This is a genomic window from Nocardioides sp. CFH 31398, assembly GCF_022436705.1.
Classification (GTDB): domain Bacteria; phylum Actinomycetota; class Actinomycetes; order Propionibacteriales; family Nocardioidaceae; genus Nocardioides.
In genome coordinates, this window is record NZ_JAKUHT010000001.1 from 124,946 (window position 1) to 138,484 (window position 13,539).

A 13,539-nucleotide genomic window follows, 5' to 3' on the forward strand; every position below is an offset into this window, starting at 1 on the left:
GCGACCGTGAGCGCCTCCCTGCTGCTCCAGGGCGTGATCCTGGGCATCCTCCTCGGCGGGCTCTACGCCCTGCTCGCCGCCGGCCTGACCCTCTACTTCGGGGTCATGCGGGTGGTCATGATCGCCCACTCGGCGTTCCTCATCCTGGCCGCCTACATCGCCTGGTGGATGAACACCTCGCTCGGGCTGGACCCGCTGCTCTCGCTGGTCGTGACCGTGCCGTCGTTCTTCGTCGTCGGCTACGTCATGCAGCGCGGCCTGCTGTCACGGCTCCGCCCGGCGACGCTGACGATGATGTCGGTCCTGCTGACCTTCGCGATCGCACTGACGATCGAGGGGGCGCTGGGCTACTTCTTCACCGGCACCCAGCGCCGCATCCAGCTCTCGTACGCCTCGGCGAGCTTCGAGGTCCTCGGGGCCCAGGTCGCGGTGGTCAAGCTCGTCGCCTTCGGCCTCGCGGTCGTCGCCCTCGTCGCCCTGTGGGCGGTGCTCAAGCTGACGTCGTTCGGCCAGGCGCTGCGGGCGACCATCCAGCACCCCGAGGCCGCCCGGCTGCTCGGCATCGACACCGACCGCATCGCCGGCTTCGGCTTCGGGCTCGGCCTCGCGACCGCCGCGATCGGTGGGACGGCGCTCTCGCTCGACTCGACGATCTACCCCTCGCTGCACTGGCACTGGATCGGCCCGCTGATGGCGATCATCGTCATCGGCGGCCTCGGATCCATCCCGGGCGCCGCGATCGCCGCGATGCTGCTCGGCGTCTCCCAGGCCCTGCTGCAGATCCCGCTCGGGACCACCTGGGCGCAGACGGTCTTCTACGTCGCGCTGTTCGCCACCTTGATGGTCCGCCCCCAGGGTTTCTTCGGAGGTCGTCTTGCCCAGCGTTTCTGACACCCGGCCCGACCGCGCGGCGCTCGCCGCGAGGCAGACCCGCTTCGACCGGGTCGTGCGCGTGGTGAAGGTCGCCGCGCTGCTCGTGGTGGCCGTGCTCGTGCTGAGCTTCCCGGCCACCGCCGCCAACCCGTTCATCCTGTCGGTCGGCGTCATCATCGCCAGCTACGCGGCCTTCGCCGTCGGCTGGAACTTCGTCGGCGGCTTCACCGGCTACATCTCGCTCGGCCACGCGGCGTACAGCGGGATGGGCGGGTACGCCACCGCCCTGCTGATCACCCGCCTCGAGTGGAACCCCTGGGTCTCGCTGGTCCTCGGTGCGGTGCTGGTGGCCGTCGTCGCGGTGCCGATCGGCATCGCCTCGCTGCGGGTCCGCGGCGCCTCGTTCGTCATCGTCTCGATCGCGGTGGTGCTCATCCTGCTGCTCGTCTCGCAGAGCTGGGCGGGCCTGACCAACGGGTCCAACGGCCTGCGGGTGCCGCGGCCGTTCGGCCCCGAGGTGCTGCGCCCCGAGCAGCACCAGCGCTTCTTCTACCTGTTCGTCGCGCTGATCGCCGTCGCGCTGCTCGTGTGGTGGCTCATCGACCGGTCGCGCTTCGGGATGGGTCTGAAGGCGATCCGCGAGGACGAGGACAAGGCGCAGTCGCTCGGCGTCCCGACCTTCGCCTACAAGCTGGTGGTGTTCGTGGTCTCCGCGTTCTTCACCGCGATGGCCGGCGGGCTCTACGCCCTCTGGTTCGGCAACCTCGACCCGGTCTTCCAGTTCTCCATCCTCGTCGGCTCCTACATGGTGCTGATGAGCCTGCTCGGCGGCATCCGGAGCCTCTTCGGGCCGGTGCTGGGCGCGGTGATCGTCGGCTACGCCCTGGAGTTCTTCAAGGTGAACTTCGGCGACACCCAGTTCCACCTCGTCGCGCTCGGCCTGATGCTCGCGCTGGTCGTGCTGTTCATGCCGGACGGGATCATCCCGGCCGTCGCCGCCGGGGTGAAGCGCCTCGGCCCCCAGGCCGGCTCCATCCGCGAGATGTCGGCCGCCGACCTGCTCGAGGACAACCGTCGCCGCGACCGCGAGGCGCAGGAGCGGGCGAGCCGCACCGAGCCCGCGACCTCGCAGGCCGAGGACGACGACACCACCACCGAGCGCGAGCACGTGGGAGGGAGCGCCCGATGACCGCCACCCGTCACGAGACGCAGACACGAGACGTGGACGTCGAGCCCGGCCTCGCCACCGTCGGCCTCAGCAAGTCCTTCGGCGGCGTCAGGGCCGTGGACGACGCGACCGTGACGTTCCAGCACGGCAAGATCAACGCCCTCATCGGCCCGAACGGCTCCGGCAAGACGACGTTCTTCAACTGCGTCACCGGGATGATCCGGCCCGACTCCGGCGAGGTCACCTACCGGGGCCGCCCCATCACCCGGAAGTCCCCGAACCGCATCGCCGCCGCCGGGATCGGCCGCAGCTTCCAGCTGTGCCGGATCTTCCCGCGCATGACGGTGCTCGAGAACATGCTCGTCGGCGTGAAGCCGGAGGGCCTGGCCCACCGGCTGCGCGGCTCGCGCCACGCCGCCGACATCGACCGGGCCCGCGAGCTGCTGCGCCGCGTGGGCATCGACCACCTCGAGCACGCCGAGGCGCGCGACATCTCCTACGGCCAGCAGAAGCTGCTCGAGCTCGCCGGCGTCCTCATGGTCGAGCCCGAGACGATCATGCTCGACGAGCCCGCCGGCGGCGTGAACCCGGCGCTGATCGGCCGGATCGGCACCCTCGTGCGCGAGCTCAACGCCGAGGGCCGCACCTTCGTCATCGTCGAGCACAACATGGAGATGGTCATGAGCCTCTCCGACCACGTGGTCGTCTTCGACCGGGGCCGGCCGATCGCCGCCGGCACCCCGGACGAGGTCCAGGGCGACCCCCGAGTCCTGGAGGCCTACCTTGGCGTCTGACACCCCGTCCCGCCCCGCCCGCCCGGCCGCGGGCGCCGGCACCCGCCCGCTGCTCGAGCTGACGGACATCGAGGCCGGCTACGGCCGCGCGGCCCTCGTGCTTCGCGGGCTCACCGTGACCGTCCACCCGTCCGAGATCGTCTGCCTCGTCGGCCCCAACGGCGCCGGCAAGTCGACGGTCCTCAAGGTCGCCAGCGGGATGCTGACGCCCCGCTCCGGCTCCATCACCGTCGACGGCACCGACGTCACCCGCCACGGGCCGCAGGACATGATCCGCGCCGGGCTCTCCCACGTCCTGCAGGGCCACTCGGTCTTCAAGGAGATGACCGTGGCGGAGAACGTCGGGCTCGGCGCCTACACCGTGAGGGACAAGGCCCTCGTCGCCGAGCGCACCGACTTCGTGAAGACGCTGTTCCCCGTCGTCGCCGACCGGTGGTCCGACCTCGCCGGCGCCCTCTCCGGCGGCCAGCAGAAGCAGGTCGAGTTCGCCCGCTCCCTCATGGTCAGCCCGAAGGTCGTGCTGCTCGACGAGCCGTCCATGGGCCTCGACCCCAAGACCACCGGCAAGGTCTTCGAGCAGGTCGTGCGCATGCGCGACGCCGGCATCGCCGTCCTGCTCGTCGAGCAGAACGCCCGCCGGGCCCTCGAGACCGCCGACACGGGCTGCGTCCTCGACCTCGGTCGCGTCCACATCTCCGGGCCCGCCCCCGAGCTGCTGGCCGACCCGCAGCTCGCCGAGCTCTACCTCGGCGGCCGCCCCCACACCGAAGCCCACGCCCCGAACGAGCACAAGGAAGTCACCGCCTCATGAGCACCAGGACCCTCCGCATCGCCATGAACGGCGTGACCGGGCGCATGGGCTACCGCCAGCACCTGGTCCGCTCGATCCTGGCCATCCGCGACGCCGGCGGCCTCGAGCTGCCGGACGGCGACCGCCTCCAGGTCGAGCCCGTCGTCGTCGGCCGCAACGCCGAGAAGCTCGCCGACCTCGCCGCGAGGCACGACATCGCCGAGTGGTCGACCGACCTGGACGCCGTCCTCGCCGACGACACGATCGACGTCTACTTCGACGCCCAGGTCACCTCGGAGCGCAAGAAGGCGATCCTCAAGGCGCTGGCCGCCGGGCGACACGTCTACACCGAGAAGCCGCTCGCCGAGACCGTCGAGGAGGGCCTCGAGATCGTCGAGGCGGGCCACGCCGCCGGCACCGTCAACGGCGTCGTCCACGACAAGATCTACCTGCCCGGGCTGCTCAAGCTGAAGCGGCTCGTCGACTCCGGCTTCTTCGGCAAGGTCCTCTCGGTCCGCGGCGAGTTCGGCTACTGGGTCTTCGAGGGCGACCTGATCCCCGCCCAGCGGCCCAGCTGGAACTACCGGGCCGCCGACGGCGGCGGGATGGTCCTCGACATGTTCTGCCACTGGAACTACGTCTTCGAGCACCTCTTCGGCCGCGTCGACTCCGTCATCGCCAAGGCGGTGACCCACATCGACCGGCGCTGGGACGAGCAGGGCCGGCCGTACGCCGCCACCGCGGACGACGCGGCGTACGCGATCTTCGAGATCGGCGACGTCATCGTCCAGATGAACTCGTCCTGGGCGGTGCGCGTGGACCGCAAGGAGCTCGTCGAGTTCCAGGTCGACGGCACCCACGGCTCCGCCGTCGCCGGGCTGTTCGGCTGCCGGGTGCAGCCGCGGGTGACCACGCCGAAGCCGGTGTGGAACCCGGACCTGCCGACCACCGAGGACTTCCGCGCCCAGTGGGACGAGGTGCCCGACAACGCGGAGTTCTCCAACGGCTTCCGCGCCCAGTGGGAGCACTACCTGCGCGACGTCGTCACCGGGACGCCGCACCCCTACGACTTCGCCTCGGCGGTCCGCGGCCTCGAGCTCGTCGAGGCCGGCCTCACGTCGTCCGCGGAGGGACGCCGGGTGGCGCTCGAGACCCGCACCCGAGCCACGGCCCGCGAGGGCGCGCTGCGATGACCAGCGTCGTCCTGCCCGACGCCGGCGGGGGCTTCCGCACGCGTCGGCTCGCAGCGCCCACCACGTGGCCGGACCACCCGGGGCCGCACCGCACGCGGGTGGCCTTCGCCGCGGCCCACGTCGCCGCCGACCCGCGCGGCGAGAACGTGCCCGGCGCCCCCGCGGCCATCGACTGGGACGCCACCCTCGGCTTCCGCCGCGAGCTGTTCCGCCACGGCTTCGGCGTCGCCGAAGCCATGGACACCGCCCAGCGCAACATGGGCCTCGACTGGCCCGCCGTCCAGGAGCTCGTCCGCCGCAGCGCGGCGCAGGCCGCCGAGCACGGCGCCCGCATCGCCTCCGGCGCCGGCACCGACCACCGCGCCCCCGGCTCCCTGGTGACCCTCGACGACGTGGTCGACGCGTGGAGCGAGCAGGTCGAGGTGATCGAGGGGGCCGGCTCGCAGGTCATCCTCATGGCCTCCCGTCACCTGGCGGCCGTCGCCCGCGGACCCGAGGACTACCTCGAGGTCTACGCCCGGATGGTGAAGCAGGTCGAGCGGCCCGTCGTCCTGCACTGGCTGGGGGAGGCGTTCGACCCGCAGCTCGCCGGCTACTGGGGCGACCACGACGTCGACGCCGCGACCGCCACCTTCCTGCAGCTCGTCACCGAGCACGCCGACATGGTCGACGGGGTCAAGGTCTCCCTGCTCTCCGCCGAGCACGAGCGTGGCCTCCGCGCAGCGCTGCCCGCCGGCGTCCGGCTCTACACCGGCGACGACTTCCACTACCCGGAGCTCATCCGCGGCGACGGGACCCACCACTCCGACGCCCTGCTCGGCGCCCTCGCCCTCGTGGCCCCGGCCGCCTCGGCGGCGCTGACGGCGCTCGACGAGGGCGACCTCGCGGCGTACGACGCGGCGATGGACCCGACGCTGCCGCTGTCGAGGCACGTGTTCGAGGCCCCGACGTTCCACTACAAGGTCGGCATCGCGTTCCTGGCCTGGCTCAACGGCCACCAGCGCGGCTTCACGATGGTCGGCGGCCTGCAGTCCGCCCGCAGCGCCCTGCACCTCGCGCGCCTCGTCGAGCTCGCCGACGACGCCGGCGTGCTGCGCGACCCGGAGCTCGCCGCGCGCCGGGTCACCTCCTACCTGGAGACCGTGGGGATGACGCCATGACGACGACCACCCGTGAGGACGTCGGCGCGAGGCGCGTCGGGACGCTCGACGTCCCCTCCGGCCTCCCGGCCCGGGCCCCGACCCCCGGGCCGGGGGATCCACGCCTGGCGCGGCTGTCGCTGAACCAGCGGACCACCGCCGGGTGGGACCTGCGCTCCGCCGTCGACGGCTGCGTCGCCGCCGGGCTGCCGGCCATCGGTACCTGGCGCGAACCCGTCGCCGAGGTCGGCCTCGACGTCGCCGTCGCGATGGTCGCGGACGCCGGTCTGCGGGTCTCCTCGGTCTGCCGCGGCGGGTTCTTCACCGGCACCGACGCCGCCGAGCGTCGCGCCGCCCACGACGAGAACCTGCGCGCCCTCGACGAGACCGCCGCGCTCGGCGCGCCCGTGCTCGTGCTCGTCCCCGGCGGGCTGCCCGCCGGCGACCGCGACCTGGCCGCCGCCCGGGGCCGGGCGGCGGAGGCGGTCGCCGCCCTCGCCGACGAGGCCCGCAGCCGCGGCGTCCGCCTCGGCATCGAGCCGATGCACCCGATCTTCGCCGCCGACCGCGGGGTCGTCTCGACCCTCGCCCAGGCCCTCGACATGGCCGCCGACCACCCCGCCGACGCCGTCGGCGTCGTGGTCGACACGTTCCACCTCTGGTGGGAGCCCGGGGTCCTCGAGCGGGTCGCCGGCTGCGGCGACCGCGTCGCGGTCTACCAGGTCGGCGACTGGATCACCCCGCTGCCGCCCGACGCCCTGCTCACCCGCGGGATGGTCGGCGACGGCCACATCGACTTCGCCGCCTTCACCCGCGCGGTCGCCGCCGCGGGCTACACGGGCGACGTCGAGGTCGAGATCTTCAACGCCGACGTCTGGGCCGCCCCCGGCGCCGACGTCGTGGCCACGCTCGCCCGCCGCTACGTCGAGCTCGTCGAGCCCCACCTGTAGGACCCGCCCTGCTGTGCCACTCTCGGGAAAGGACCGGCACGCATGAAGAGAACCTCCCTACGGACAGGGCTGGCGGTGCTCGTCGCCGCCGGTCTCCTGGCCGCCACGCCCGGCCCCGCCACCGCCGCGCCGGACCGGCCGGGCACGGCCTCCGGCCGACCCGCGCTCGTCGTCCCGGTCCTGCCGCGTCACTGGGACCCGGTGACCGACGCGAAGTGGGACCTCGGGTTCAACGCCGCGACCATGACCGAGCGCGGCGAGGCGCCGACCGGTCCCCGCCGGCCGTTCGAGTACGCCGTCGTCACGTCCGGGCCCGAGCTCGGGAGGCTCGACTACCGGGCGCGCGTACGTGTCGACGAGCCGGTGACGCGCAACGACCGCGACGTCGTCCTCGTCTTCAACTACTCCTCACCGACACGGTTCTCCTACGCGCACCTGTCGCAGGACAACACGATCTACCCGCACAACGGGATCTTCGTCGTGGACGACGCCGACCGCCTCCGCGTCGACGACCAGTGGAACGGCACCGTCGGCGCGCCGCCCGCCATCGACGACACCGACTGGCACGACGTCCGGCTCACCTTCGACCCGGCGACCGACCGCGTCGCCGTGTACGTCGACGACCTGCGCCGCCCGCTGATGACCGGCACCGACTCCACGTTCGACGGCGGCCGCATCGGATTCGGCTCCTTCGACAACTACGGCCGCGTGAGGAACGTGGTCGCGTTCGGCACCCGCCGCTGACCACCCAGGCTTCCCCTCCGCCCCCGCTGCTCGTCGCCGCTGCACCCCCTCTCGGAAGGCACCTGCCATGAAGATCCGCCACGCCGTCGCGCTCGTCGCGGCGCCCGTCCTGGCCGCGGGGCTGATGGCCCCCGCCGTCGGGACCGGCCCGGTCGCCACGCGCGCGCCGGGCGACCCCGTCGCCGACCCCGTCCCCGCCGACGTGGGGCGCGGGAACCTCGGCCTCGTCCTCGAGCGCTACGCGCGGTTCCCGAGGACCGAGCCGACACCCGCCCCGACCGACTACCGGCTGATGCGCCACGCGCGGATCAACTACATCGGCCAGCTGCCCGACGGCCGCCGCTACGTCCCCGACCTCAACGGGCCGCTCTACCTGCTCGGCGAGGACGGCACGCGGACCCGCTACCTCGACCTGAAGGACGAGTTCGGCGACTTCTTCTCGGGCCGCGGGATGGGGTCGGGCTTCGGCTTCGCCGCCTTCCACCCGCGCTTCGCGACGAACGGACGGTTCTACACCGTCCACACCGAGCAGTACGCCGACTGGACCCGCAAGGAGACGACCTACCCGGCGCAGCCCAACCAGTTCCTCCAGAGCGTCGTCACCGAGTGGACGGCGTCCGACCCCGGCGCGAACCGCTTCCGCGGCACCCGCCGCGAGGTCCTGCGGCTCGGGTTCTCCTCGCAGATCCACGCGGTCCAGCAGATCGACTTCAACCCCACCGCCGAGCCGGGCGACGACGACTTCGGGCTGCTGTACGTCGCCGTCGGCGACGGGGGAGCGGCCCTGCGCGACGACTTCCCCCGCGACCTGGACTCGCCGTACGGGAAGATCTGGCGCATCGACCCCGCCGGGGACGACGGCCCGACCGGCACCTACGGCATCCCCGACGACAACCCCCACGTCGGCACCGAGGGCGCGCTCGGGGAGGTCTACGCCTCCGGCATGCGCGACCCGCACCGCTTCAGCTGGGACCCGGGCGGGCAGCACCGCATGTACCTCGGGCACATCGGTCAGAAGGTCGTCGAGTCCGTCTACGAGGTCCGCGCCGGGGACAACTTCGGGTGGAGCGACCTCGAGGGCCGCTGGGCCTACGACCCGGACAACGAGTGCTTCCTCGTCGAGCCCTCCGCCGAGGACCGCGCCGCCGGCTACGTGCTGCCGGTGACGTCGTACGACCACGAGCGGCCGGCCGGCTACGACTGCTCCGCCGACATCGGCCAGGGCATCAGCGGCGGCCAGGTCTACCGCGGCGCCATCCCCGAGCTGCGCGGCACCTACGTCTTCGGCGACATCGTCGACGGCCGGGTGATGGCGGCGAAGGCCGGCCAGCTGCGCCAGGAGCGTCGTGGCGAGGCGCCCATCAGCGAGATGCCGCTGTACACGACCGACGGCGAGCGGGTCCGCATGACCGACCTCGTCGACGACTTCCGGGTCGACCTGCGGTTCGGCACCGACACCGACGGCGAGCTCTACCTGCTGTCGAAGGCGAACGGCGTCGTCTGGAAGGTCGTCGACGTGGTGCGCGAGCCGTGGAAGGACGACTTCACCCCGGCCCTGGCCCGCGACGTCGTCGCGCACTGGGACTTCGAGCACCCGCTCGGCGTGAACGGCGGCAAGGAGGAGGACCAGGGCAGCTCGAGGACCCTCCTCGACCTCGTCAACGGCGGCTGGGGCTCACGGGTCGCGGACGGCGCCCACCCGGGCAGCCGCAACGCGATCCGCACCCGCCAGGTCGACCCGACCAGGGACGGCAACGACGACTGGAAGGCCGGCGTCTGGGACGCCGAGGGCGTCGGTTCGCTCGCCCCGTTCGCCGGTGCCCGGGGCACGACCGTCATGGGCTGGTTCAAGGTCACCGGTGACCTCCCCGCCCTCGACACCACCACCCCCGACCCGGCGGACCGCTACAACGCGGTCGGGCTCGCCGGGATCCTGTCCGGCGACTCCGACGGGCACGGGGTCCGCGCCCTGCTCGAGCTGATCGACGTGGACGGCGAGCTGTCGCTCGTCGCCCTCGGCCGCCGGCTCGACGGGGGAGCGTCGCAGACCTTCGCGGCGAACGCCCCGTGGCAGGAGCTTCTGCCGCGCGGGCAGTGGGTGCACCTGGCGGCGACGTTCGACTTCACCACGGGTCGGATGGCGCTCTACAGGGACGGCGAGCGCCTGGCCGGGCGCTACACCACGCCGGGCGACCCCTGGCAGGTCGACGGCACCGGCACCAGCGACACCCTGCCGCGCGGCATCAAGATCGGCGGCTCGTTCCCCGACGACAGCCGTGAGCGCAACCCCTGCGACTGCCGGATGGACGATCTGGCGTTCCTGGACGTCGCGGCCACGCCCGCCCAGGTCCGCCAGCAGTACCGCCGCTGGACCCGCTGAGGCGGAGCCGAGCACCCGGCGCGAGCACCCGGGCCCGGACGCCGCCCTACCCGGCGGCGTCCGGGTCGACGGACTCGGCGACGGCCTCGAACAGGTCGGTGAAGGTGGAGTAGTCCGCGATGTCGACGGCGGCGAGGAGCTGCGTGACGACATCGTCGTCGTCGGTCCAGGTCCACGACTCGCAGACCGTCCTCAGGTCCGCGGCGGCCTGCCAGCGTCGGTAGCGCACCGTCCGGCCCTGGTCGTCGACGAAGTCGTCGTCCTCGTCGAGCAGGGCGGGGTCCACCGCGACACCGGCCCGGCCGCGGGCCAGCAGCAGGGCCGGCCGGGTGCCGGAGGTCGCGACGCGAGGCGCAGCGGCGGCGCAGAGCACGCCGTCGGGAACCGGGACCCCACGGGCGAGGTCGTCGGGCGGCGCGGCCGGGTCGAGCGGCACCCAGCCGCTCGGCAGGCGCACGGGGCCGGTGGATCGGGGACGGGACAGCGGTGTCGTGGTCATGCCGCTGACGCTAGGAAGCGCTGGGCTCGCCCGACAGGGGCCGCCGTCCGGCCTGTGGAGGACGCGGCGCGCGCGACGCCTGTGGAGGCCAGATGGCCATTCTTGGCCGACTCCACGACAATGAGGACGAATGCCGCGGGGGCCGGACGCCGCGAGCGAGAGACGTCGAGCAACGGGTGGGGTGTCGAGGCACGTGCGGGACGACGAGAAGCGGTCTATCTGGACCGGTCTGATCGCCTTGGTCGCCGTGGGCCTCGTCGTGGGCCTGCTCGCGGGCGGCGCGACGTTCTTCGGCGCCCGCGTCCTGGGGCTCGACGACACCTCCACCGCCAGCTCCAGCGAGGGCCCGGGAGCCCGTCTGGTGATGCCGTCCCCGGAGGAGACCGAGCCGCCGGACGGCCCGCTGTTCACGCTGCCGGGCGGCCCGCCGGACGAGGAGGAGTCGACGGAGCCCTCGCCGTCCGAGTCGGAGTCCGAGTCGGAGGAGCCCGAGTCCGAGATCTCCCTGCAGGCCGGCTCCACCGAGGTCTCGCCCGGCGAGCAGATCGACCTCACCGGCGTCTACCCGGGTGGCGAGGGCGCGAGCCTCGTCGTCCAGCGCTTCGAGAACGGCGGCTGGGTCCAGTTCGGCACCGAGCCCATCACGGCGACGGTCACCGGCGAGACCTTCAGCACCTTCATCATCACCTCCCAGACCGGCGAGAACCGCTTCCGCGTCCTCGACACCGGCAGCGACGAGGCCTCGAACGAGGTCACCGTCACCATCGCCTGACGGATCGAGGAGCCGTGACGGAGAACTTCTCGCTGCCGGACGCAGCGCTCGGGTATGCCCAGCACTTCACGGACCCGCTGTACGACGACGAGGGCGACGACCTCGCCCCGTTCGGCTCCGACGAGGGCTCGGACCTGCTCTGGACCTGGGCGGACCGCCGCGACGAGCTGATCGCGGACCCGACCCTGGCGACGGTCCTCGAGTGCGAGCCCGACGAGGTGCGGGAGGTCGCAGGGCCGATGGAGGGCATCGACGGCGTCGACACCGCCGCCCTGGTCGTCGGCGCCGCGTTCGTCCTGCTCCGCCTCACCGGTCGGCTGAACGACGGTGACCGGGCGCTGGCGATCGAGGCCGTCGACTACCAGCTGCGAGCCCTGCCGCAGATCAGCGAGGACCTCACGGACCCGCCGCAGCTGCTGACGATCCGCCGCGACCTCCAGTCCTGGACCAACCTCGCCTGACACCAGGCGGTCGAGCAGACGACCTCGCGGACGGAACCCGACCTGGGGTGATGTACGGCGGACACGGCCTCGCAGACGAGGGACCTCAGGCGTCCTCGCGGTACCACTCCGGCAGGGGCTCGGGGGTGAGGGAGGCGGTGTCGTCGGGCCGGGCGAGGGTGATGACCGCGCGGACGACCTCGGGGTGGGACTCGATCGCGTCCGCGACCTCCCACAGCCTCGACGCGGCCGCCGACTCGGGGACGTCGCCGACGAGGTCCACGGCGGCGACGAGGAAGATCAGGTCGGCGCCGACCCACTCCATGCGCAGGTAGCTGACCCTCTCCACGGCCGGGTGCTCCAGCAGCCGGGTCAGGGCCTGGTGCCGGGCCAGCGGCGTCACCGCCTCCCCGGTCAGCAGGTCGAGGTTGCGGTCGATGAGGAACAGCGCGACGAGACCGAGCAGCACGCCGACGACGATCGAGCCCACGGCGTCCCAGGCGGCGACACCGGTGACCTGGTGCAGCGCCATCGCACCGGCGGCCACGAGGATGCCGACCAGCGCGGCGGAGTCCTCGAGGACGACGGCCCGCAGCATCGGGTCGGAGGTCTCCCGCACGTAGCGGACCGGGTGGAGCCGTCGGCGACGGGCACCGCGCCGGGTCTGCCCGAAGGCCTGCATGAAGGAGGTGCCCTCCAGGACGAAGGCGACGGCGAGGACGCCGTACGCCCACCCGTACTGCGACGTCGACGGCTCCGCCTCCGGCGAGACCAGGCTCTGGACGCCGTGCCACACCGACACCGCCGCGCCCACGGAGAACAGGCCGAAGGCCGCGAACATCGACCACACGTAGCCGACCCGGCCGTAGCCGAGGGCGTGGGTCTCGTCGGCGGGCTTCGCGGCCTTGCGGGTGCCGACGAGCAGGAAGATCTCGTTGCCGGTGTCGGCCCACGAGTGGGCGGCCTCGGCGACCATCGCGGCCGAGCCGCTCACGACGGCCGCGACGGACTTCGCGACCGCGACCAGCAGGTTCGCGAGGAAGGCCACGATCACGGTCAGGGCGCTCTCGCCGCCGGAGCCCTGCTGCTCCTGGTCCGGTGCTCGCGCCCGTCGGTCCGCCACCTCGTCAGGGTGCCCCCTCAGCCTGTGACCACCCGGAGGAGTCCACGCAGCACCAGGTAGGTGCCGGCCGCGGCGGTGAGGACGACGGCGATCCGGCGGGAGTGGCGGCGGACGGTGCCCTCGACGGCGCGCAGGGCACGGGCGGCCGGCCCCGGGGCCGCCGCGGCGAGGGCGGGCGGCAGCCAGGCGGGCAGGGCGACGAGCAGCACCAGGAACGAGGCCAGCAGCACCGTGGTCCCGCCGCCCAGCCCGGCGGCGGCGACGTCCTTCGCCGCCGCGGCCACGAGGGCCAGCGAGGTGACGTCCGTGACCATCGAGAACACCCCGAACGCGAACGCCCCGCCCGCCCCGTGCTGGTGGGCGGGCTGCTTCCGTGGTCGCGGGGCGCGTCGCGGCCACCGCTGGACGGCGGCGGCGATGGCGAGCAGCACCAGGCCGATGAGCACGTCGGCGGCGCCGTCCAGCCGGGGCAGCGCCGGCAGCGACACCGAACGCCCGAGGGCGACCAGGGCGGCGACGTACGCGGCGGCGACGAGGAGCGCGCCGACGGCGTACGCCCAGGACCGGCGGCGTCCACCGCGTCCGGCCATCAGGACGGTCTGCTCCGTGAGCATCACGGGGCTGACCGCCGCGGCGAGCCCGAGGGGCAGGACGCCGAGCAGGACGTGCTCCAC

The 13,539-nt window shown here is 73.1% G+C and carries 14 protein-coding genes; 11 read left to right on the plus strand and 3 right to left on the minus strand.

Annotated features, from left to right (window positions below; translation table 11 throughout):
• The first annotated feature begins 6 nt into the window (after window positions 1-6).
• The 9 genes from MJ876_RS00610 (at window position 7) to MJ876_RS00650 (ending at window position 10,031) form a co-directional block, all read left to right on the plus strand.
• Window positions 7-891 carry a branched-chain amino acid ABC transporter permease gene (locus tag MJ876_RS00610; RefSeq protein WP_240234108.1) on the plus strand — a complete coding sequence of 295 codons (885 nt, stop codon included), beginning with the start codon at window positions 7-9 and terminating at the stop codon, window positions 889-891.
• Window positions 875-2,062, plus strand: a complete 1,188-nt coding sequence (locus MJ876_RS00615; protein ID WP_240234109.1) for a branched-chain amino acid ABC transporter permease — start codon at window positions 875-877, stop codon at window positions 2,060-2,062. The genes MJ876_RS00610 and MJ876_RS00615 overlap by 17 nt, the downstream gene beginning before the upstream one ends.
• A complete protein-coding gene (locus MJ876_RS00620; RefSeq protein WP_240234110.1) occupies window positions 2,059-2,835 on the plus strand; it encodes an ABC transporter ATP-binding protein in 777 nt (258 codons plus the stop codon). Before MJ876_RS00615 ends, MJ876_RS00620 begins: the two co-directional genes overlap by 4 nt.
• Entirely contained in the window at window positions 2,825-3,646 is an 822-nt protein-coding gene (locus tag MJ876_RS00625) for an ABC transporter ATP-binding protein (protein ID WP_240234111.1), read from the plus strand. Before MJ876_RS00620 ends, MJ876_RS00625 begins: the two co-directional genes overlap by 11 nt.
• A complete protein-coding gene (locus tag MJ876_RS00630; RefSeq protein ID WP_240234112.1) occupies window positions 3,643-4,818 on the plus strand; it encodes a Gfo/Idh/MocA family protein in 1,176 nt (391 codons plus the stop codon). The genes MJ876_RS00625 and MJ876_RS00630 overlap by 4 nt, the downstream gene beginning before the upstream one ends.
• Complete coding sequence (locus MJ876_RS00635) at window positions 4,815-5,978, plus strand: dihydrodipicolinate synthase family protein (RefSeq protein WP_240234113.1); 1,164 nt, start codon at window positions 4,815-4,817, stop codon at window positions 5,976-5,978. Before MJ876_RS00630 ends, MJ876_RS00635 begins: the two co-directional genes overlap by 4 nt.
• Window positions 5,975-6,907, plus strand: coding sequence for a sugar phosphate isomerase/epimerase (locus tag MJ876_RS00640; RefSeq protein WP_240234114.1), 933 nt, complete (start codon window positions 5,975-5,977; stop codon window positions 6,905-6,907). The genes MJ876_RS00635 and MJ876_RS00640 overlap by 4 nt, the downstream gene beginning before the upstream one ends.
• Before the next feature lie 42 nt (window positions 6,908-6,949).
• A complete protein-coding gene (locus tag MJ876_RS00645) occupies window positions 6,950-7,651 on the plus strand; it encodes a hypothetical protein (protein WP_240234115.1) in 702 nt (233 codons plus the stop codon).
• Window positions 7,652-7,718: 67 nt separating this feature from the next.
• Window positions 7,719-10,031 carry a PQQ-dependent sugar dehydrogenase gene (locus tag MJ876_RS00650; protein WP_240234116.1) on the plus strand — a complete coding sequence of 771 codons (2,313 nt, stop codon included), beginning with the start codon at window positions 7,719-7,721 and terminating at the stop codon, window positions 10,029-10,031.
• Window positions 10,032-10,077: 46 nt separating this feature from the next.
• Here MJ876_RS00650 and MJ876_RS00655 read toward each other — a convergent pair whose 3' ends face one another.
• Complete coding sequence (locus MJ876_RS00655; protein WP_240234117.1) at window positions 10,078-10,530, minus strand: hypothetical protein; 453 nt, start codon at window positions 10,528-10,530, stop codon at window positions 10,078-10,080.
• Window positions 10,531-10,711: 181 nt separating this feature from the next.
• Here MJ876_RS00655 and MJ876_RS00660 point away from each other — a divergent pair, with 181 nt between their 5' ends.
• Window positions 10,712-11,302, plus strand: a complete 591-nt coding sequence (locus tag MJ876_RS00660; RefSeq protein ID WP_240234118.1) for a hypothetical protein — start codon at window positions 10,712-10,714, stop codon at window positions 11,300-11,302.
• Between the two features lie 14 nt (window positions 11,303-11,316).
• Window positions 11,317-11,763, plus strand: a complete 447-nt coding sequence (locus tag MJ876_RS00665; RefSeq protein ID WP_240234119.1) for a hypothetical protein — start codon at window positions 11,317-11,319, stop codon at window positions 11,761-11,763.
• Window positions 11,764-11,848: 85 nt separating this feature from the next.
• Here the strand turns inward: MJ876_RS00665 and MJ876_RS00670 are convergent, their stop codons facing one another.
• Entirely contained in the window at window positions 11,849-12,865 is a 1,017-nt protein-coding gene (locus tag MJ876_RS00670; protein WP_240234120.1) for a cation diffusion facilitator family transporter, read from the minus strand.
• A gap of 17 nt (window positions 12,866-12,882) precedes the next feature.
• A complete protein-coding gene (locus MJ876_RS00675; RefSeq protein WP_240234121.1) occupies window positions 12,883-13,539 on the minus strand; it encodes a GAP family protein in 657 nt (218 codons plus the stop codon).